This window comes from Microbulbifer agarilyticus (assembly GCF_020171345.1).
Classification (GTDB): Bacteria; Pseudomonadota; Gammaproteobacteria; order Pseudomonadales; family Cellvibrionaceae; genus Microbulbifer; species Microbulbifer agarilyticus_D.
In genome coordinates this window covers 71,394-90,993 of the sequence record NZ_JAIUZM010000001.1, presented here as the reverse complement: position 1 = coordinate 90,993, position 19,600 = coordinate 71,394, and the positions used below count along the sequence as shown (strand labels likewise).

The following is a 19,600-nucleotide window of genomic DNA, read 5'->3' as shown; positions in this document are numbered from 1 at the left end:
TCATGTCAGTACTGATTAACAAAGACACTAAAGTCATCTGTCAGGGCTTCACCGGCTCCCAGGGTACTTTCCACTCCGAGCAGGCTATCGAGTACGGTACAAAAATGGTCGGTGGTGTAACCCCGGGCAAAGGCGGCCAGACTCACCTGGGCCTGCCGGTTTTCAATACCGTAAAAGAAGCCGTAGAAGCCACCGGTGCGGAAGCATCTGTGATCTATGTACCTGCGCCTTTCTGTAAGGATTCCATCCTGGAAGCGGCCAACGGCGGCATCAAGCTGATCGTGTGCATTACTGAAGGCATTCCTACCATGGACATGCTGCAGGCCAAGGTTAAGTGTGACGAGCTGGGCGTGCGCCTGATCGGCCCGAACTGCCCGGGTGTTATCACTCCGGGTGAATGTAAGATTGGCATCATGCCTGGTCACATTCACAAGCCGGGCAAAGTGGGCATCGTATCCCGCTCCGGTACTCTGACTTACGAAGCCGTAAAGCAGACTACTGACCACGGCTTCGGCCAGTCCACCTGTGTGGGCATCGGCGGTGACCCGATCCCGGGTTCCAACTTCATCGATATTCTGGAAATGTTCCAGAATGACCCGCAGACCGAAGCCATCGTAATGATCGGTGAAATCGGCGGTTCCGCTGAAGAAGAAGCGGCAGCTTACATCAAGGATAACGTCACCAAGCCGGTGGTTTCCTATATCGCTGGTGTAACCGCTCCTCCCGGAAAGCGTATGGGCCATGCCGGTGCGATCATCTCCGGTGGTAAAGGTACCGCGGACGAGAAATTTGCTGCTCTGGAAGACGCCGGTGTTAAAACCGTACGTTCCCTGGCGCAAATCGGCGACGCACTGAAGGAAGTAACCGGCTGGTAATCAGCAAGTTTCTTTCTTAAAAAGCCACCTTCGGGTGGCTTTTTTTATGCCTGTAAAAAATCTTCCAATGCATATTTAATGTACATGGTTTCGTCAGATCCCCTTGTTCAGTAGCCTATGGCTTGTGTTCCCTGATTGCAGTAGGCTAACTCTTTGACTTATATGGTTGTGTAAAATAACAAAAGAGCCATTTAAATCCCCGGGAACAATCGCTATAGGCCTCTTTTACTGTTTCTGTCTAACGCTAAGTGCGCTGTAACTTGTTGAATTAAAAGAAAATTGTCCTCGCCGGCGGTTTGTGCTTCCGGTGAACAGAAACGTCTGAGAACAATAGACCGGGGGCTTATGAATAATACGGTTATGCTCAGTGCGTAAAAGTAATGAGAATACACATAGCGTTATTCCTATCTATTTTCATGAGTTAGCAATTGGCGTGGTGTTTATTCAACTTTTTCAGAAGGCCTGATATTGGGGCAGAAAATTATCGAGGATTCAATTTCAGTCCTCGATTTTAAAGGCGTGAGAGAAGTTTGGGTTCCGTTTGAGGGGACGCCCAAGAAATTGTATGTGTTTGAACTTCGCTAGGATAACAATCACAGGCAATGAAACCCCGGCCCTTCGGGCCTCCGTGGGCGCTATGTGTGCTTTAGAAAAATCAGTAATAGAGGCATGAAATGAGGCTTTTAGGGAATCTACTTTGGCTTATCTTAGGCGGGTTCTGCATGGGGCTTGCCTGGTGGGTTTTCGGTATCATCGCATTTGTCTCAATTGTAGGAATACCCTGGGGCAGAGCTTGCTTCGTCATAGGCTTGTTTTCGTTCCTTCCTTTTGGAAAAGAGGCTATCGCCCGAAATGAGCTAACTTGGAAAGAAGATATTGGTACCGGGCCCCTTGGCTTAATTGGAAATATCATCTGGTTTGTTTTTTGTGGGCTCTGGCTGGCTATCGGCCACTTATTCTCTGCTTTGGTCTGCTTTATCACAATAATTGGTATACCTTTTGGCCTGCAGCACCTCAAATTGGCAGGCATTGCTATTGCTCCAATCGGTAAAACTATTGTGTCCAAAGAAGTCGCGTGGGCAGCACGCGCAACTAATGCGCGTGCAGTGTTAGCTGGCAAGCGTGGACACACATAACTAATGACCTCAGTCAATAATCGAAGATGGGATTCAGCACAGAGATAGGCTGCGGTTATATGTGGAGGTTTAGATGTGCGTATTACTTAGCAGTGCAGGGTGTATGAGATAGTTATTAACACATTTTAAGGAACGATTGGAGAAGCGATATGGAAATATCTAACCAGTTAATCCAGCCACTTGTAGCCTTGGTTGTTTGGTCAATGGTGATGTGGCTTTGGATGTACGTTACCCGCGTGCCGGCGATCATGTCCATGAAGTTAGAGATGGATCCGATGGCACCCAATGGTGAGCAGATGGCCAAGCTTCCTGCCAAAGTACGTTGGAAGGCGGATAATTACAACCACCTGATGGAGCAGCCAACGCTGTTTTATGCGGTTGTGCTCGCGCTCGCTGTTATGGGGATTTCAAGCGGATTCACCCTATATGCCGCTTGGGCTTATGTGGCATTGCGGATTATCCACAGTCTAGTGCAAGCGCTGGGCAATAAAATTGAATTGCGTTTCGCAGTCTTTGTCGCGTCCAATATTCCGCTATTGTTTTTGGTGTTTAGTGCCGTCAGAGCTGCCTTTGCTTAGTCACACAGTAGTGTTGAATAGCGGGATGGATAGCCTCAGGTGCTTCAGCATTTGCTTACCGAGCTCTGGTGCGGATTGTGTAGCTTGGGCGGTGTTGCGTTGCCTCCGTGTTCCTTGAGCCAGTCACAGGCATGGATGATATCCTCGGCCAGGGACCTGATTACATTGTGGTTGAGGTGAGGCCGTACCACGATCCGTAATGAGTTTACGCTCTCGGCTTTTGGTGGCATGGAGTAGGCCGAAAGTACCCATCCCTTTTCCCGCACTTTGAACGATACGTCGAACTCATTGAAGTTGGTAAATTCTTTTTTCAGGGGGATTACAGTTCCACATCGAAATAGCGCATGAACTTTTTCCACACGATCTGCACGTTGCCGCCGGTGACAATGTTGGGGCGGCTTGCATCCAGTCCGGCGGCTTGTCGTGCTTTACGCCAGTTCCATTTATGCGCTAGCCCCGCCAGCATACAGGCTTCCGAGGAGCCGATGGTGGCGGTCCCGAACGGCTCTGCGTCTTTCGGTCCATTCCACAAGTCGTGCAGCCAGCGCACCATGCGTCCCTCCATATCGAACAGCTGGGGGTACATGTCGTGGTCGATGTAGTTCTTCAGGTAGTGTTTTTTCCATACCTCGAAGGCTTCAGGCTCGGTAAAAGTGGTAACAAAGGAGGATAGGTTCATCACCGGTTTTGCGTCCGCCCAGGCTTCGCTGTTTACGGTTGCCTCTGCAGCAAAGGCCGACATGGTTGTACGTGGGAAGGTGTGATCGGGAATATCTTCATTCAGTTGATCAAAGAATTCATCGAATGGGGATTGTGTCTTCATCGTCCTTACCTTGATCTATTGCTGCTCGGCAGTCGGCTTTTGTTGCTTCCAGCTTGGCTTGCGGAAGTGGTAAATCAGCAGGAGGATTGCGGTAAGTAGGCCGAGGGTGGTGGCTCAGGGCTTTCTTTGTTGCGGACTTTGTGGGGGTGTCGGCAGAACTCACCAGGTTTTACTCCGGGCGCCATTACGGAAAATAGGAGTTTAGTCAGTAACTTCAGGTTGTTGCTGCCATAGTGATAGCTACCAGCAAAATGGATTGGAAGAAGTCGGATCTATGGAATTTTCACTATTCGCACCCACGGCGACCGACGAAGTCGTCGAACTCTTCACTCGCGTTTTTTCCGCGTCAGAAGGTGCGGCCGAAGGGCATAGTGTCGAGCGTTTGGTTTCCTGTCTGATCACAACCACGCCAGCGGATGCACTTATTGGGTGTGTTGCCAAGGATGGAGAGCGTATTGTCGGCGCAATATTTTTTAGCCGCCTGACGGTACCAAATGGCCAGCAGGCGTTTCTTCTATCCCCCGTTGCCGTTGCCAGCGAGATGCAGGGCACAGGGGTAGGGCAGGGGCTAACTCGTTTCGGGCTCGATCAACTGCGTGCAAGGTAAACGGATCTGGTTTTCACCTACGGTGATCCGGCATTCTATTCCAAGATAGGTTTTGTGCCAGTTAGAGTAGAACTGGTGCAGGCGCCTTACCCTCTGAGCCAGCCAATTGGCTGGTTGGGGCAACCCTTGGATGGAAATTCGATTCCGGCAATGCAGGGGCGCACCGAGTGTGTGCCCGCATTTGCCAACGCAGATTATTGGTAGATAAGCGGGGTTCTCTGGTGCTTAGCGGATAAAGCGTATCCAGCGCCACAGCCGCAACACATCCAGCAGGGCGCCAGCCACATAGGTGAGCGCACAGGCCTTCAGAACGCTGTGTGCCGAGCCTAACAGGTGCTCCGGCAGGTATCCCTCCCTGAGTATCGGCAGGGCCTTGTTGAAGCTCGCGTCGTACTCTTCCGGCAGTATTGCCACGTACATGAGTGCGGATGCGAGCATGGTGATTACCGCCACAATCCCGATCCACAGGAAGATCACCGGCGACTTGATCAGCAGGGTGAGAATCGGTGCGGCGACCAGAATGTAGCCGCCGATTTTCTGGATCTGTCCGGCCTTACCGAGATACTTGTCGCGCAGCCTAGAGACGGGCTCTTCGCGGCAGAACTGGATCGCGTGGCCCACCTCATGGGCCGCTACCGCCACCGCGGTGACCGACTTGCCATGGTAAACGTCCGGGCTCAGTGCCACGACCTTTTCCGAAGGCGAGTAGTAGTTCTGGTTCTTTTCCGCCTTGATAACCTTTACCCCGTCGAGCTCGTAGCGCTCAACCAGGTGCTCGGCCAGTTCCGCCCCGGACCCCGGCATATCGCCGATCTCGGTGGAGTGGCGCCACAGCACGTAGCGCACCCACAGTTGTGGGCCGACGATAAGGGCGACTATGGCCAGGGTAATCAGTACGTAAGGCATCTGTGGTTATCGTGCTCAGTAGCTAGTTGGGGCAGATGCCAAAACTCTACGCGTGCCCCGATGATTATTCCAGCGTAAAGGCGAATTAGCGCTGTTGTTGCCTATGCAATCAAGAACCATTAGTAGGCTCTAGATCCAGCCTGCGTGCCCGCCAATAACGGCTTTTCCAGTAGTGATCCGTTAGGTGAGAGATGGTGACGCCCTTGGAGACCGACGCGTGCAGAAACTTATCATCTTCCAGATAGATTCCCACGTGCCGGCCGCGGCGGCCGGTCTTAAAGAAGACCAGATCTCCCGGTCGCAGTTGCGCGCGCTTGATGGACTCTCCGGCCAACGCCTGATACTGGGTGGTGCGGGGTAGCTCAATCCCCATGTGATCGCGGTAGATGAGGTAGACCAGAGCAGAACAGTCGATACCGCGCTTGCTCATGCCGCCCAGCCGATACGGGATACCCTTCCATTCTTGGTGCTGCTGGTACAAGCTTTCTTTGATGAGCTCGGTAGGTGAAGGGGATGGCTTGGATGGCTTTACTGCCTGAGGATGTTCTTTGGCGGGGTTGTTGGAGGGATTGGCGGTGTCTGCCGGTGAATGCTGATACGGGGCCGTACTGCAACCGGCCGTTGTCAGGATCGCGAGGGAACAGGGCAGCAGCAGTCGTCTTTTCATTAGGGTACATCGGTGCCAGCACAGCAAACCGCGCCCGCGGGCGGCGGCCGAGTTTGGTTTTAGGATGACACCATCGTACCGGCTTTAACTGAATGTGGGCTGAACCACATGATCTGCCGGGAATCTGCGCTTGCGCATTTTTACCTAAGCGCGAGCACTTGTTGCACGATCCTTGATCTTTTCGACCAGACCATCGGGAAATAACGATTTTGACAAGTAGTGCTGGCCACTGGACTTGGTGATAAGTATCAAACCTAACTCGGTATCAACGACTTGTTCGATATCCGACCATAACAGTGTTGTGTGTGCGTGGTCACTTTGCGTGGTTATTCGCTCGTCATCGATCGTCAACGTCACCTCGCTATTGGCGCTTTTACCCAACATCTGCCGAGCTAGCCACCAGGCTCGTCGAAATCGAATATGGAGTAGTTCCAGAAGTGCGAAAGCAACCAGTATGTAGCCCAATACTTTGGGTTGCTCGGTATAAAGCAATGTCCCGGTACCAGCGGCTAGCATCAAGACGGGAAACAGATAATTCGGTTTGATGCTTTTTCCATAGAGTGAAGACTGGTCATAACACTCCGCTAGGTAATCCCGTGACAAGGTGAATTGCGTTTTAAAAGGTTGCATTCGCACTACTCGTTATTTTCTTTGGTCTATCAGAAACTCTGACGCCAAATGGAATTTCTTAAATAAAAAAGCGGACAATCTGCCCGCTTAATTACCCCTCTTCCTGTGAGTGACTGTTTTTTGTAGTTGTTCCTTCACTATTGTCAGCGCACGTAATTTGGGGTGCTGTCTCACTCAATTTGGTCAGTATGGGAGTTTATGCTTGTTTGCTGTGGGTAAAGTAGAAAGCAATAATACTTCCAATCAGTGTTCCGGAGAAGGCCAGGAATTCGGGGAAGTGTGAATTTCCTGTTAGCGCCAAAGCAAACATAAAAATCAATAGTAGAAACACTATGCCCATCGCTAACACAGGCTTTACTCTTTTATTGATCCTTTCGGTTTTCGGCTCGGCTTGTCCAATTCCATTGCAAGCGGCACAGGGAAGCCCGAAATAGCGTTGTCGCTTGCTCAGTTCATGACCCTTTGCGCAGGCATTGCAGCTCGCCCTTTCCTTCCCGTTAGAGCAGGTACCTGTTTCGTTGCAGTGCCTACAGGGGTGCAGGTTGGCCTTGATTTCATGCATATTCTTCGGCGCTCATCTTCTGACCCTTTACTTGAGGTCTGCTCTTTGATTTGTTTTTCTTGGGCTTAACTTTATACGCGATCTGGTTGCCATTGCCCTTTTTCTTGGTGATCTCCAACTTTCCCTTCAGACTCTCCAGTAGTTGCGAAAACTTGGACGCGCCGTATGAGCGGGGATCGAAGTCGGGCATGGAGCGCTTCAGGAAGCTTCCGGCGACGGATACGTTGGCCCAGCCATTGTCATCTTGGTACTGCTCCCAAGCCTTGGTCAATAGCGGGATCAATTCGCTGGGGTCATTGAGACTTGCCTTTGCTTCTTGTTCTTTGGGTTTATCAGTAGCCTTAGCCGCGGTAATTACTTCATCGCTACCTAGATTTTCGGTAAAGATAAAGTCATCGCAGGAATTGCGGAAGGAAATAGGCGTCTTGCGCTCGCCAACGCCAAACACAAACATCTCGTCCTCACGTAGGCGGGACGCCAGCTTGGTGAAGTCGCTGTCGCTGGAAACTAGTGCAAAGGCATCAAAGCGCTTGGAATAGAGTAGATCCATGGCGTCGATAATCATCGAGGCATCGGTAGAGTTCTTGCCTGTGGTGTAGGCGAATTGCTGAACCGGCTGGATCGCCAGCTCGTTGAGGGACTTCTTCCAGTTTTTCAAGTAGTCGCTGGACCAGTCGCCGTAGGCACGCTTGATTACGATATGACCGTGCGCGGAGATCTCGTCGAGAATGGCCTTTACCTTGGCATACTGGGCGTTGTCCGCGTCAATCAGTACGGCGATTTTCTTGTGCTCGTCGAGATCTTTCATTGAGTTCCTTGCTCTTGTTGTTTCCTGTGCTCAATTAGCAGGGTGCCGTAAAGGATATTTCATATCTCAAAATTTTACTCTCCCCCCCAATTATGCGAATTTGGGATACCCACTACCCCGATCTCTCAGTATATCCCGGGGATCAACCGAAAGCGCACGCGCCGTGCATAGTCCCGATAGCCAGGCAATTCTTCCTGTAGCGTCTGGTCTTCTAGTATGGTTCTAATCACTGTGATGATTGTTGCCACCGCCGCAGGAATCAGTGCCCACACCGAGCCCAGCGCAAGAACAATCCCGAGCAGCGGAAAAATATTTCCAGCATAACCTGGGTGCCTCACAAACCGGTACGGGCCACTGTCACACACCACATGCCCTCGATCTGCCCGAATGCACACCACGCTGAAGAAAAAGCGGTTCTCTGCCAGTGCCCATGCCGCGAACGCGTATCCGAGCAAGATTAACGTGAAGCCGATCACGATCAGCCATAGCGGGAATTCGGGGGACCAGTGATAGCGGTGGTCCAGCCCCGCTACTATAACCATAGGGAACACGAGACTCACCGCCATCAGCGGAGCAAGTACTTTGTCCCAGACTTTTGCGTTGTGGAAATTTTCAATATTTTGCCGTTCGGCTATCAATCCGGGGTGTCGCTGTTCCGCCCACATGCGCCCCCCTATACCAGCGGCAAAGATCAGCAGGGAATAGAGCCACGCCTGCCACCAACCGAGATCCCCACCGCATATCAGTAAAACCAACGGGATAAGGAGGTACACCACAACCAATCTGATCCACTGGCGAGGGGATACTTTTTGCGCTGGCTCTTCATTCACTGTCTTCTCTGACATGTCATTCCCCAAAACTAAACGCGGGTAAGTCTTTCACCTAACGCCCATAGTAGGAGCAGCCAAAGCACAGTGTCGGCTACCTCGCGGAGGAAACGCTATTTTGCGACCGGAGTGCAATAACTGGGGCGGGTCAACTTTATAGCGCATGTCTGTTTTGGGTGGTTCAGTGCCAAAATGTTGATCTGACCCCAATTATTTACTATGTCTCCTGCTGGCCCCGGCCCTCGGTGAGATCGAGGGGCTTTAGGTCGGTAGATTCATTTAAGTGCACTGCAATATTGATGCGGGCACGGATATCCACCTAAAGATATTAGCTCAGGCATACTGTCTCCCTTCGGCAGATGACTCTGGTGGCCCTTTCCAGCAACGGCTTGCGCAGGTTGCCCGCATCGATTAAAACGGTGATTTTCTTGTGGATATCGAGATCTTTCACTGGCCTTCTTGCTCATATTGTTGTCGGTCCTCAATCAGCAGTGGCGGACAGATGATGCCTTGCGCGCCGGAACTTTACTCTGACCCATTTATTAAATCGGGCGGAGATCCGAGCCCCTAGGGCGCGGAGAGGATGGGAAATCCGAAAAGTACAAGCAAGCTAAAAATCAATGACTCTGACCCCTTTGATCTTCGACCCCTTTGATCTTCAGGCTGATACAGAATCTTGAACACCCTCATTAAGCTCGCAATCTAAATAGAATGCTAACACCGTCGTTAGAATCTCCCATCGGCTCCAATAGTATTCAGGCGATAGTGTTGGTTTCTGTTTGGTTATTTTGGTAGATTTCCAGGCAACTCTTACACCACTTTGTATAGCCGCCTGAAGTTCTAGTGCTTGGATAGAAATAACTTACACTTTTTTTTGTTTTGCAGTTTTTACAGGTCTTTTCTTCTGAGTCAATGTACTGTCCTGATGTTGTCTTGTCTGTTGGTGGAACATTAGGTGCATACCTTTTTCTCTCTATTTCTTCTTCATAGAAATTTGAGATTATTCCTGAGACTACAATATTCCATCCATTTTTAACCTCGAAAAGCTTTCCCAGCTTCGTTTTTGTTGCCGTCTTTTGATGAGTGTGGATGTCAAATTTTTCGCGAATTAGACCTATTTCTAATAGCTTTTCTAAAACCTCATCCTCATCAATATCTAATTCTTCTGAAAGTTCAGATATATTCAAAGGATCAGATTTTAGTCCGGTAGAGAAATCATTAAGCAATTCTTCTATGTTCACTCTAGGCCTCCTGCCTTTAAATTTATTTTGAATAAATGCATGTGCTAATAGGATTCCATTCCAAGCAAAGAACGATATTGTCTTGATGGGCTAGCTAACCCTAATTTTATAATATATCCCGTCAGAGAATAATCTATCCTATCGAAAGCTTGCAAACGGTATTCAATATAAGTGCGAATGATTGGGGGTTGGGGATAAGTGTTCACAGCTGTAATCAAGCACATTATCCTATCTCCATCCAGTGACTGAAACTGGAATCGCTGGGGTGGGAATCGATGGGTAAGAGTCATTGATTTGCAAGTCCAAATTAGTGAATGTTGAGAGTTATCTATTGACGGTATATCGCAATATCGAATTGAATCCGGTGTGTGCTGGCATGGTTTCCCTTGCCCTTGAATGCCCGTGGTCAAGCTATCGTGGTAATGCCTTGGGTAAGCCTATCCGTCTGCTGTCGCACCATGCCATTTATCGATAATAGGGGAAGGCTCAGGATGAGCTTCAGGGGGCGTATCGTGCACTTTTTCGTGGCCTGATGCCGGGCGGAGATTTGCTTGCTATTCGTGATGTAACCAATAAAGCATGTGTGCTCGCTGATGATCGTTTCAAGGCGCAGATAGAAGCTAAAACTGGGCGGAGGGGATAGAAAATCGGAAAAGTACAGGCAGGCTCAAAATCAATGAGACCCCTTTGATCGTTCGTGAGTGGCGTTTTGCTCAAGTCGGGCCGATATGAAGGAATTGATTAAATGTAATTTTAGTTCAAAGTTGCCCATAGTTGAAATAAACGCCATAACTCTGGCTATTCTCAATCTACCATAGATTTTAGCCGCTTCATGTATTAAAAATGTCGTTTCAATAGTTGTCCTATTGCTATAACTAATGAGTCATTTGGTGATGAAAGAGATAATTGGCGAGCTTGCTGGAACACCATTGCCCACAATAATGGTATGCGCTGGAATAATTTTCTTGGTTTTGGCAGTTTCTGGTGGGGTGTCAGGGAAATTATCGATTCCAGATAATCGTGTGAAGGCTTCTGGCATTATTGGTGGATTCTTGGTGGCGATAGGAATATTTATTTATATCGTACCTACAATTAATATAAGCGATGCCGGTGGAGTGAATTCTGATGTAGGTGATATCTATAACGATTCTAATGGTTTTTCTGATAGGGATGCTGATGGTTTTTACCCGGATCATAGTTCTTGGAATATGGTGGCTGATGATCACTTTGGTGCTGATTTAAATAAATGGTATTTAGGGCAGGAATTCGGGGAAAAAGGAGATTACACCTCATCAATAGCCTCTGGTGTTTTGAGGGTTGACTATTCTACTCGTACATCGACAGCTTATACTGTGTATTCTAAATACGATCCTCTTTCAGACTTCTATGCAGCGATAGATGTTAATTTTAAAGGGAGCTATGGCTCGAATGATTTTTCGGCTGGCCTTGCATTTAGAGCATCTAAATATACTAGGTATCAAGTCACTATATCCAATAATCAGAAATTTAAATTCGAATATTATGACGAAAAAGCTGAGCCTAAATATATCGATATAATAAGTTGGACCCATGCGCCGGTTTTAAATGTGAATGAAAAAAACCGCTTGGCGATTTTGGCAAGTGGTGGAAAGCTCGACGTGTTTGCGAATGGAAAGTTGGTGGGGAGTGCTTTCGATAGGCGCAAACTCTCTGGAATGATAGGCGTCTACGGCGAAGTTTATAGCGATAAGCCCATGACTTTAACTGTAGATTTTGACAATTTTGAGTTGAGAGCGCCAAATTTTCATAATCCAATATTTCAGGATGAGTCATGATATCTTAATCTTCATCCGCCGTTGTTAGTGCCATTGCCAGTGTTCCCTATGAGGACAGCTTTACCCTGGTGGGCTATTGCGAAGATCCGGAAAATCGCTGCTACCGTTATTGTCATCATTGGGGAGTGCCATGTAAAAACCTAGGGCCGCTCCACGGTGCCGTAGGATGGCCAGCTCGAGCTGCGGAGCTGCGATCAAAGCGTGATCAGTGCCGCCGGTGAAACGGTATATGCCGCCGAAGTTGAGAAGCTGCTGATTCACTATAGCGCCTTTAGCGGTACACTGGTGATCGGACTGGGTACCCGCATGTCGGACAGGTGGTGGCTGCGTTGATCGAAGGCCCCATTCTAGGCGCCGACCCCCTTGATTTAGACACGTTGTAGGGCTATCTGAGGGGCAAGCTTAGAGTTTTCAGACTTTCACTCTAAGCCTGTTTCTCGGTTCTAAAATATAAGATATAGCAAGGTAGTGGCTTTTAATTTGTGTCGCTATTTTAAAAATTTGGTCTGTTTTCTGCTAATTATTTTTTGGTCTTTCCACAAGGCCTGTAGAGTCGAGCCACTTCATAAGCTTTCTTGTAATCCAGTTTGGTTTTCTAATGACAACCCTTCTCAGGTTTTCTATGAAGTGGCTAGAGTCAGCAAAGTAGTTTGGGTAAGCGTCTTTCAGGTTGTCAATTGATGCTACATTTACTAAGGCTACGACGAGGTTTTCATTCTTTGCAGAATCTTTTTCGCCTTCGAGGTAATTTTCTGTTGCCTCTAGAAATTTGCTTTCCATGAAAAATTTAACGCTACCCCTCGTCTCTTTAGTGTCAATTTTTATTAGTGCGTACGCATGCTGTTTTTTAGGGGTTGCCTGCTCGATATATTTGAGGGAAATCCGAAAGGCATCAAATTTTTTATAGATGTTAAGTTGATTTACGAGCCTTGAGAGTTCAGATTCACTGTTTGCATTTTTATCATGGTTTTTCCTTTCGAGTTTGGCAAATTGGTTCGAAGCGTGAAGGAAGAAGTCCTTCCAAGTTTTTTTCCCGATGTTTGACTTCAGGGTTTGATTTGTGAAAAGGTCTACGATTTCTACGGCTGTGGCCCATGCATGCTGTAGCTGAGTTCTAAGTTGAATTTCAACCTGATACTCGTTTCCGTCTTCTGAATTTTTGTGTTTTCCTATCAGGTGAATCCCACGATACCCATCAGATTTGGGGTTTGAGATATAGTCTTTTTCCCTCAGTTCATAAGACTTTTTCAGCTTTTTTTTAATTTTCTCGACAGCTTTCGGGTTTTTTACTATTGACCTGCAGCCGGCAATATCCTGCATCCGGTCGAGGTTCATCTTAGGGTTTCTTTGTAGTTTCGTTATTACGGAGGGCGTGCGTTTTAATCTGGCGACAACAATTGAGTTCCTATCCTCTGATTTTGAATGTTGATCTAACTGCCGTGTGACTTCGTTGAGTGCAGATATATGGCAGGCTCTCCAGTTTGACAGTATTTCCATGCACTCTTTAAAGCGTTGCGGATCATTTCTGATTAGCTTTTTTCTCAATAGATCTTTACCAGCTTTCTGAACAGCGTTCTTCGAGTACTTTAATTTTTCTGGAGCCATTCGTTTGGTTTCTCTAGCTTCCGAAAATGCTGCAACACTCAAGTTTTAAGTTCTCCGCAATTAATATGGTAACTGGCACTATAAAAAAAGCGGGCATTACGCCCGCTTAATTACCTCTCTTCCTGTGAGCGACTCTTTCTTGTAGTAAATCCTTTTCTACAGTCGATGCATTTAGTGGTTTACCACTGCAGTGCACCGCCGGTCTGGTATTCGATTACCCGTGTTTCGAAGAAGTTCTTCTCCTTGCGCAGGTCCATGATTTCGGACATCCACGGGAAGGGGTTCTGGGCGCCTGGGAACTGTTCTTTCAGACCCAGCTGGCTCAGGCGACGGTTGGCGATGAAGTGGAGGTATTCCTCCATCATGGCGGCATTCATGCCGAGTACGCCGCGGGGCATGGTGTCGCGGGCGTAGGCCACTTCCAGTTCCATACCTTCCAGGATCATCTGGGTGACTTCCTGCTGGAACGCATCGGTCCACAGGTGCGGGTTTTCCAGTTTGATCTGGTTGATCACGTCGATGCCGAAGTTCAGGTGCATGGACTCGTCACGCAGGATGTACTGGAACTGCTCGGCAACACCAGTCATCTTGTTGCGGCGGCCCATGGACAGGATCTGGGTGAAGCCGCAGTAGAAGAAGATGCCTTCGGTTACCGCGTAGAAGGCGATCAGGTTGCGCAGCAGTTCCTGGTCCGCTTCCGGGGTGCCGGTCTTGAAGTTGGGATCGCCGATGGACTGGGTGTGGGACAGGCTCCACGCCGCTTTCTTGGCCACGCTCGGTACTTCGCGGTACATATTGAAGACTTCGCCTTCGTCCATGCCCAGAGACTCTACACAGTACTGGTAGGCGTGGGTGTGGATGGCTTCTTCAAAGGACTGCCGCAGGATGTACTGGCGGCACTCCGGATTGGTGATGTGGCGGTAGATGGCCAGCACCAGGTTGTTGGCTACCAGGGAGTCTGCGGTGGAGAAGTAACCCAGGGAGTATTCCACGATGCGACGCTCGTCCTCGGTCAGACCGTTGGGGTCTTTCCACATGGACACGTCTTTGTTCATGTTTACTTCTTGCGGCATCCAGTGGTTGGCACAGCCGTCGAGGTATTTCTGCCAGGCCCAGTCGTACTTGAACGGCACCAGCTGGTTGAGGTCGGCGCGGCAGTTGATGATGCGCTTCTCGTCCACCTGGATACGGGCTGCACCCATTTCCAGTTCTTCGAGGCCCGGGGCCGGGTCCAGATCATTTACCGCGGCACGGGCGGCTTCCACGGCGGAGGAGGCTGCTGCACTGCTGACGGTTGCGCCTTCTTCCTGGGCCGCGGTCGATGCCGGGGCACTGCTTGCGCTCTCTACCTGGTAGTTAGCGCTGGGTTCGGTGACTGCCTGCTGCTCGGATTGCAGTGCACCCGGCATCGGTTGCGGTTCTTTCGCTTTCTGTTCGGGTTTGGAATCGATATCGTCCCAGCTCAGCATGACTTCTTCCCCTTTTTTGGGTGACGAGCTGTTGCATAACAGTCCGTGCAAGTGTGTGGTGTGCGGCCGGCGCCCGGCCCGGACCTCTTGTTGGGTCCGGTACCGGGGCGGCGCTTATGGTCTTGGTTGCAGACGCTTCGTCTGAAAACGAGTGTCTGCGATCGCTCTCCCCCGAGAGTCTTTTAATTTAGGGCCGGCCAATTACTGGCAGGCTTCACAGTCCGGATCGTCCAGAGAACAGGCCTGCGGCACGGCGGCCGGTGCGCCCATTTCCTGAGTGCCTGCCTGCGCTGCCGGAGCGGCGCTGGCCGCGGGCGCGCCGCCGGCACTCACTGCGTTCAGGGAGCCAGTGTTCACGGTGGACTTCTCCGTGGTGGTGGCAGCCAGTGCACGCAAGTAGTAGGTGGTCTTCAGACCCCGGTACCAGGCCATGCGGTAGGTCAGGTCCAGCTTCTTGCCGTTGGCGCCGGCGATGTAGAGGTTCAGGGACTGTGCCTGATCGATCCACTTCTGACGGCGGCTGGCGGCGTCTACGATCCAGCGCGGTTCTACTTCAAACGCGGTGGCGTACTTGGCTTTCAGATCCGCCGGGATACGGTCGATCTTCTGTACAGAGCCTTCGTAGTACTTGAGGTCGTTGACCATCACTTTGTCCCACAGGCCGCGGGCTTTCAGGTCGTGTACCAGGTACGGGTTCACCACGGTGAATTCGCCGGACAGGTTCGATTTCACGTACAGGTTCTGGTACGTGGGCTCGATGGACTGAGAAACACCGGTGATGTTGGCGATGGTCGCGGTCGGTGCGATGGCCATGACGTTGGAGTTACGCATGCCCTGGCTGGCAACCTTCTTGCGCACCAGATCCCACTCGAGGGTGCTGCTGGTGTCCTGATCGATGAACTGCTCGCCGCGGTTCTTGGCCAGGATTTCGATGGAGTCGATCGGCAGAATGCCCTGGCTCCACAGAGAACCTTCGTAGCTGGTGTAACTGCCGCGCTCCGCCGCCAGGTCACTGGAGGTGGAAATGGCGTAGTAGCTGATCGCTTCCATGGTGGTGTCGGCGAATTTGACGGCTTCATCGCTGGAATAGGAGATGCCGGCCTTGTACAGCGCGTCCTGGAAGCCCATCAGGCCCAGGCCCACCGGGCGGTGGCGCATGTTGGACTGACGCGCGGTTTCTACGGAGTAGTAGTTAATGTCGATCACGTTATCGAGCATGCGCACCGCGGTTTTGACGGTGCCTTCCAGCTTGCTGATGTCGAGCTCGCCGGCATCATTGATGTGCTGGGACAGGTTCACCGAGCCCAGGTTACATACCGCGATCTCGTCGTTTGCTTTGGTGTTCAGGGTGATCTCGGTGCACAGGTTGGAGCTGTGTACCACACCGGCGTGCTGCTGCGGGCTGCGCAGGTTACAGGCGTCCTTGAAGGTGATCCAGGGGTGGCCGGTTTCAAACAGCATGCCCAGCATCTTGCGCCACAGGTCGAGTGCGCGCACTTTCTTGTGCAGCTTCAGCTTGCCGTCGGCAGCCAGTTGCTCGTAGTGGTTGTAACGCTCTTCAAACTTGTCGCCGAACAGGTCATGCAGGTCCGGGGTGTCTGCCGGAGAGAACAGGGTCCACTCTTTGTCTTCAAACACACGCTTCATGAACAGGTCCGGCACCCAGTTGGCGGTGTTCATGTCGTGGGTACGGCGACGGTCGTCACCGGTGTTCTTGCGCAGCTCGAGGAATTCTTCGATGTCCAGGTGCCAGGTTTCCAGGTACGCACAGACGGCGCCTTTACGCTTGCCACCCTGGTTTACCGCAACGGCGGTATCGTTCGCGACTTTCAGGAAAGGTACAACACCCTGGGACTTGCCGTTGGTGCCTTTAATGTAGGAACCGAGGGAGCGCACAGGGGTCCAGTCGTTACCCAGGCCGCCGGCCCACTTGGACAGCATGGCGTTGTCCTGGATCGCACCGTAGATGCCGTGCAGGTCGTCCGGCACGGTGGTCAGGTAGCAGGAGGACAGCTGTGGGCGCAGGGTACCGGCGTTAAACAGTGTCGGCGTGGAGCTCATGTAGTCGAAGGAGCTCAGCAGGTTGTAGAACTCGATCGCGCGGGCGTTCGGGTCTTCTTCATTAATGGCGAGGCCCATGGCAACACGCATGAAGAAAATCTGCGGCAGTTCGAAGCGGATTTCATCGCTGTGGATGAAGTAGCGGTCGTACAGGGTCTGCAGGCCGAGGTAGGTGAACTGGTGATCGCACTCAGGCTTGATCGCATCACCCAGTTTTTCCAGGTCGAAGCTGGCCAGTGCCGGGTCCAGCAGTTCCAGTTCAATACCTTTTGCTACGTACGCCGCCAGTGCCGGCTTGTACAGGCCTTCCATTTCCTGCTGGGTTGCGGACTCGGCCACGTCCAGGAAGCGCAGGGCTTCGGAGCGCAGTTTGTCCAGCAGCAGGAAGGCGGTGGCGTAGGTGTAGTTGGGCTCTTGCTCAACCAGGGTACGTGCGGTGATTACCAGTGCGGTATTGATGTCGGTTTCGGAAACACCGTCGTACAGGTTCTTCAGTGCTTCGCCGAGGATCAGCTCGCCGTCGACGTCGGTCAGGCCTTCGCACGCTTCGCGGACGATGGTGCGCAGGCGCTCCATATCCAGCGGTACCAGCTTGCCGTCTTTGCTGCCGTCTTCCACTTTTACGCGAATGCTCGGGTGTGTATCGGCAGCGGCTTCTGGTGCCGCTGCTTTTTCTTTTTCTTTCTCGGCACGCAGGCGCGCGTGCTCTTCGCGGTAGAGTACGTAGTCGCGCGCGATTTTGTGTTCGCCGGCACGCATCAGTTCCAGTTCAACCTGATCCTGAATTTCTTCAATATGAATGGTGCCGCCGGAAGGCATGCGGCGCTTGAAGGTAGCGCTGATATGGGAAACCAGGTCGGCCACGCGTTCGTGGATACGGCTGGAGGCTGCGGCAGTACCACCTTCCACGGCGAGGAACGCCTTGGTGACGGCTACAGAGATTTTGCTGTCGGCGTAAGGCACCACGGTACCGTTGCGCTTGATAACACGGATCTGACCGGGGGCAGTGGCAGCCAGTGAGGTATTGCTGCTGGCCTGGTCTGCTACCGATTCCTTGGTGGTGCCGTTTGGCTCAGACTGGGGGCGCCCTGTCTCTGTGTGCATGAAATTCTCCGTAAATTGTGCGTGCGTGTCGTGGTCGACTGCTTTTGGTTTTTGCTTTGATTTATACAAGTTCGGCTTGTGGCCTTAATTCTTTGCGCAACTTCTATTTGCGCATCTACTAGCTAGTAGTTCTTGGCTAAGTGCCATTGCATCACTGGCGCTTATTTATTGCCCAGCGCAGTTTCTTGGGGAACCAAAATGATTCCGCGGGCACAAGTAGCTGCGGCGAAGTACAAGCTTCGCTCGGGTAACTCTTGTGGGGTACATCTTTGAAACTGCGATTGGCCTGGGCGCATTGCCCGGGTGTCGCGTTTTTGCCCAGAAGAGGGCGTCTAAAACGGACAACCTGCTGTGCCAACTAGTTGGTGCGAAAGAGGTCGAACACAAGATATTGTGGCTGTGGAAAATCCCTGGCGACGTTTTCCCAAGGGTAATTGGGGTCTCGCCTGGTACCTAAACCCAATATGTTGGGGTTCGACCTCGAATGAGCAACAAGATAATGCGGTTGGGGGGGTAATTCAAGGCGGATAACTCTGGAGTTACTTGTGGATAATTTGTGGGTAGCCGGTGCGGCGGTGGATTTTTCCTTGCGCTAGCGCCCGCCATTACTGGGCGGGTATAAAAAGTGAGCAGTGGATTGCGTAGGGCGGGGGTTTTAAGAATATTTTTTAATAGTAATCGGGTCTCAAATTAAGCCCGGCAATAACCAAGCGAGGTTGCACATTGTGTGATCAAACCGACACTGTCAGGTCGATTTTTGCGCCACTTTTGGCTTTTGGCTCTTTCGAGTTATTGGCTGTCAGCGAGGTAAGGTGTGGATGAAAATTGTACATCCATATGGGGCGTGAGAGGCTCCTGCGAGTGTAAAAAGTGACCAGTTGAAGAGCCGCTACAAAAAAGGGCGCCAGAATGTTCTGGCGCCCTTCGGTGTTCAGAATACAAAAGATCCGAAGGCGATCAGCAGTTGCTGTTCTCCTGCAGGAATTCCATCAGCGCCTTCTGCGCGTGCAGACGGTTTTCCGCCTCGTCCCACACCACCGAGATCTGTTCGTCTTCCAGCAGATCGCCGCTCACTTCTTCACCGCGGTGTGCGGGCAAGCAGTGCATGAAGATCGCATCGCTGTTGGCGTGGCTCATCAGCTCGTGATCGACCAGATACCCTTCGAAGGCTTTCAGGCGAATTTGCTGCTCGGTCTCCTGGCCCATGGAGGCCCACACGTCGGTGGCTACCCAATCGGCGCCACTCACCGCTTCCTGTGGCGTGCGCACAATTTTCACCCGGTCTTTGGCGCGGGCAACAATGGATTCATCCGGGTCATAACCTTCGGGGCAGGCAATGCGCAGCTCAAAGTCGTACATCAATGCGGCATTGATGTAGGAGTGGCACATGTTGTTGCCGTCACCCACCCACGCCACGGCCTTGCCCTCGGGGCTGCCGCGGTGTTCCACATAGGTTTGCAGGTCCGCGAGCAGCTGGCAGGGGTGGTAGCTGTCGGACAGGGCATTGATCACCGGTACCTTGCTGTACTCGGCAAATCGCTCGAGCACGTTGTGCCCGAAGGTGCGGATCATCACCATGTCTACCATGCGCGAAATGACCCGCGCGCTGTCTTCAATGGGTTCGCCACGGCCTAGCTGGGTGTCGCGCGGGGACAGGAACAGTGCGCTACCGCCCATCTGTGCCATGCCCGCTTCAAAAGACACGCGGGTACGGGTTGAGGATTTTTCAAAAATCATTCCCAGCACTTTGTCGCGAAACGGTTCGCTGGTAACACCCTGGTTGCGCAGGGCTTTTACTTCGATCGCGCGCTCGACAACTGCACGCAGTTCTTCCCGGCTCAGGTCGAGGAGGGTGAGAAAATGTCTGACTGCCATGTTGGTTTCCTC

19 protein-coding genes are annotated in these 19,600 nt (G+C 51.4%); 6 read left to right on the top strand and 13 right to left on the bottom strand.

Translation table 11 applies throughout. The annotated features are described in order from the left end of the window. Positions 1 to 2: 2 nt before the first annotated feature. From sucD to LCM31_RS00425, 3 genes are all read left to right on the top strand, one after another. Positions 3 to 875: a succinate--CoA ligase subunit alpha gene (gene sucD, locus LCM31_RS00435; protein WP_224866618.1), complete on the top strand. Its 873-nt coding sequence runs from the start codon at positions 3 to 5 to the stop codon at positions 873 to 875. A gap of 674 nt (positions 876 to 1,549) precedes the next feature. Continuing rightward, the gene (locus tag LCM31_RS00430; protein WP_224866616.1) at positions 1,550 to 2,011 is read left to right on the top strand and encodes a YccF domain-containing protein; all 462 of its coding nucleotides are present in this window, start codon (positions 1,550 to 1,552) and stop codon (positions 2,009 to 2,011) included. A gap of 149 nt (positions 2,012 to 2,160) precedes the next feature. After that, positions 2,161 to 2,589 carry an MAPEG family protein gene (locus LCM31_RS00425; RefSeq protein ID WP_224866614.1) on the top strand — a complete coding sequence of 143 codons (429 nt, stop codon included), beginning with the start codon at positions 2,161 to 2,163 and terminating at the stop codon, positions 2,587 to 2,589. 319 nt (positions 2,590 to 2,908) lie between these two features. On the opposite strand, the gene LCM31_RS00420 is transcribed toward LCM31_RS00425, so the two are convergent. After that, positions 2,909 to 3,412, bottom strand: a complete 504-nt coding sequence (locus LCM31_RS00420; RefSeq protein WP_224866612.1) for a pyridoxal-dependent decarboxylase — start codon at positions 3,410 to 3,412, stop codon at positions 2,909 to 2,911. 274 nt (positions 3,413 to 3,686) lie between these two features. Between LCM31_RS00420 and LCM31_RS00415 the strand changes: the two genes are divergently transcribed. Beyond that, positions 3,687 to 4,019 carry a GNAT family N-acetyltransferase gene (locus LCM31_RS00415; RefSeq protein ID WP_224866610.1) on the top strand — a complete coding sequence of 111 codons (333 nt, stop codon included), beginning with the start codon at positions 3,687 to 3,689 and terminating at the stop codon, positions 4,017 to 4,019. A gap of 225 nt (positions 4,020 to 4,244) precedes the next feature. On the opposite strand, the gene LCM31_RS00410 is transcribed toward LCM31_RS00415, so the two are convergent. From LCM31_RS00410 to LCM31_RS00380, 8 genes are all read right to left on the bottom strand, one after another. After that, on the bottom strand, positions 4,245 to 4,925 hold the full coding sequence (locus LCM31_RS00410; RefSeq protein ID WP_224866609.1) for a zinc metallopeptidase: 681 nt from the start codon (positions 4,923 to 4,925) through the stop codon (positions 4,245 to 4,247). Positions 4,926 to 5,034: 109 nt separating this feature from the next. Continuing rightward, positions 5,035 to 5,592 (bottom strand): NlpC/P60 family protein, encoded by a 558-nt coding sequence (locus tag LCM31_RS00405; protein ID WP_224866607.1) that lies wholly within the window; start codon positions 5,590 to 5,592, stop codon positions 5,035 to 5,037. A gap of 144 nt (positions 5,593 to 5,736) precedes the next feature. Continuing rightward, on the bottom strand, positions 5,737 to 6,222 hold the full coding sequence (locus LCM31_RS00400; RefSeq protein ID WP_224866605.1) for a YcxB family protein: 486 nt from the start codon (positions 6,220 to 6,222) through the stop codon (positions 5,737 to 5,739). 196 nt (positions 6,223 to 6,418) lie between these two features. Beyond that, entirely contained in the window at positions 6,419 to 6,784 is a 366-nt protein-coding gene (locus LCM31_RS00395) for a hypothetical protein (protein ID WP_224866603.1), read from the bottom strand. Beyond that, positions 6,777 to 7,592, bottom strand: a complete 816-nt coding sequence (locus LCM31_RS00390; protein ID WP_224866601.1) for an NYN domain-containing protein — start codon at positions 7,590 to 7,592, stop codon at positions 6,777 to 6,779. Before LCM31_RS00390 ends, LCM31_RS00395 begins: the two co-directional genes overlap by 8 nt. Positions 7,593 to 7,717: 125 nt before the next feature. Next, the gene (locus LCM31_RS00385) at positions 7,718 to 8,437 is read right to left on the bottom strand and encodes a methyltransferase family protein (RefSeq protein WP_224866599.1); all 720 of its coding nucleotides are present in this window, start codon (positions 8,435 to 8,437) and stop codon (positions 7,718 to 7,720) included. 310 nt (positions 8,438 to 8,747) lie between these two features. Beyond that, positions 8,748 to 8,870, bottom strand: a complete 123-nt coding sequence (locus tag LCM31_RS16245; protein ID WP_263600880.1) for a hypothetical protein — start codon at positions 8,868 to 8,870, stop codon at positions 8,748 to 8,750. A gap of 304 nt (positions 8,871 to 9,174) precedes the next feature. Next, positions 9,175 to 9,660 carry a hypothetical protein gene (locus tag LCM31_RS00380; RefSeq protein WP_224866597.1) on the bottom strand — a complete coding sequence of 162 codons (486 nt, stop codon included), beginning with the start codon at positions 9,658 to 9,660 and terminating at the stop codon, positions 9,175 to 9,177. An 893-nt stretch (positions 9,661 to 10,553) separates the two neighbouring features. Here LCM31_RS00380 and LCM31_RS00375 point away from each other — a divergent pair. Both LCM31_RS00375 and LCM31_RS16240 read left to right on the top strand, forming a co-directional pair. Continuing rightward, a complete protein-coding gene (locus LCM31_RS00375) occupies positions 10,554 to 11,474 on the top strand; it encodes a family 16 glycoside hydrolase (RefSeq protein WP_224866595.1) in 921 nt (306 codons plus the stop codon). Between the two features lie 201 nt (positions 11,475 to 11,675). Then, positions 11,676 to 11,807: a hypothetical protein gene (locus tag LCM31_RS16240; RefSeq protein ID WP_263600879.1), complete on the top strand. Its 132-nt coding sequence runs from the start codon at positions 11,676 to 11,678 to the stop codon at positions 11,805 to 11,807. Positions 11,808 to 11,990: 183 nt separating this feature from the next. On the opposite strand, the gene LCM31_RS00370 is transcribed toward LCM31_RS16240, so the two are convergent. From LCM31_RS00370 to argF, 4 genes are all read right to left on the bottom strand, one after another. Continuing rightward, complete coding sequence (locus LCM31_RS00370) at positions 11,991 to 13,121, bottom strand: RelA/SpoT domain-containing protein (protein ID WP_224866593.1); 1,131 nt, start codon at positions 13,119 to 13,121, stop codon at positions 11,991 to 11,993. 137 nt (positions 13,122 to 13,258) lie between these two features. Further along, positions 13,259 to 14,548, bottom strand: coding sequence for a ribonucleotide-diphosphate reductase subunit beta (locus LCM31_RS00365; RefSeq protein ID WP_224866591.1), 1,290 nt, complete (start codon positions 14,546 to 14,548; stop codon positions 13,259 to 13,261). A 201-nt stretch (positions 14,549 to 14,749) separates the two neighbouring features. Then, a complete protein-coding gene (locus LCM31_RS00360; RefSeq protein ID WP_224866589.1) occupies positions 14,750 to 17,713 on the bottom strand; it encodes a ribonucleoside-diphosphate reductase subunit alpha in 2,964 nt (987 codons plus the stop codon). Positions 17,714 to 18,670: 957 nt separating this feature from the next. Then, positions 18,671 to 19,588 carry an ornithine carbamoyltransferase gene (gene argF, locus LCM31_RS00355; RefSeq protein ID WP_224866588.1) on the bottom strand — a complete coding sequence of 306 codons (918 nt, stop codon included), beginning with the start codon at positions 19,586 to 19,588 and terminating at the stop codon, positions 18,671 to 18,673. Between the last annotated feature and the right edge of the window lie 12 nt (positions 19,589 to 19,600).

What these genes read in the sequence shown, in the direction of transcription:
- LCM31_RS00390 (WP_224866601.1), bottom strand. Translation starts at nt 7,592, where the DNA reads ATGAAAGATCTCGACGAGCACAAGAAAATCGCCGTACTGATTGACGCG.
- sucD (WP_224866618.1), top strand. Translation starts at nt 3, where the DNA reads ATGTCAGTACTGATTAACAAAGACACTAAAGTCATCTGTCAGGGCTTC.
- LCM31_RS00385 (WP_224866599.1), bottom strand. Translation starts at nt 8,437, where the DNA reads ATGTCAGAGAAGACAGTGAATGAAGAGCCAGCGCAAAAAGTATCCCCT.
- LCM31_RS00400 (WP_224866605.1), bottom strand. Translation starts at nt 6,222, where the DNA reads ATGCAACCTTTTAAAACGCAATTCACCTTGTCACGGGATTACCTAGCG.
- LCM31_RS00425 (WP_224866614.1), top strand. Translation starts at nt 2,161, where the DNA reads ATGGAAATATCTAACCAGTTAATCCAGCCACTTGTAGCCTTGGTTGTT.
- LCM31_RS00410 (WP_224866609.1), bottom strand. Translation starts at nt 4,925, where the DNA reads ATGCCTTACGTACTGATTACCCTGGCCATAGTCGCCCTTATCGTCGGC.
- LCM31_RS00405 (WP_224866607.1), bottom strand. Translation starts at nt 5,592, where the DNA reads ATGAAAAGACGACTGCTGCTGCCCTGTTCCCTCGCGATCCTGACAACG.
- LCM31_RS00430 (WP_224866616.1), top strand. Translation starts at nt 1,550, where the DNA reads ATGAGGCTTTTAGGGAATCTACTTTGGCTTATCTTAGGCGGGTTCTGC.
- LCM31_RS00360 (WP_224866589.1), bottom strand. Translation starts at nt 17,713, where the DNA reads ATGCACACAGAGACAGGGCGCCCCCAGTCTGAGCCAAACGGCACCACC.
- LCM31_RS00375 (WP_224866595.1), top strand. Translation starts at nt 10,554, where the DNA reads ATGAAAGAGATAATTGGCGAGCTTGCTGGAACACCATTGCCCACAATA.
- LCM31_RS00365 (WP_224866591.1), bottom strand. Translation starts at nt 14,548, where the DNA reads ATGCTGAGCTGGGACGATATCGATTCCAAACCCGAACAGAAAGCGAAA.
- LCM31_RS00415 (WP_224866610.1), top strand. Translation starts at nt 3,687, where the DNA reads ATGGAATTTTCACTATTCGCACCCACGGCGACCGACGAAGTCGTCGAA.
- LCM31_RS00395 (WP_224866603.1), bottom strand. Translation starts at nt 6,784, where the DNA reads ATGCATGAAATCAAGGCCAACCTGCACCCCTGTAGGCACTGCAACGAA.
- argF (WP_224866588.1), bottom strand. Translation starts at nt 19,588, where the DNA reads ATGGCAGTCAGACATTTTCTCACCCTCCTCGACCTGAGCCGGGAAGAA.
- LCM31_RS00420 (WP_224866612.1), bottom strand. Translation starts at nt 3,412, where the DNA reads ATGAAGACACAATCCCCATTCGATGAATTCTTTGATCAACTGAATGAA.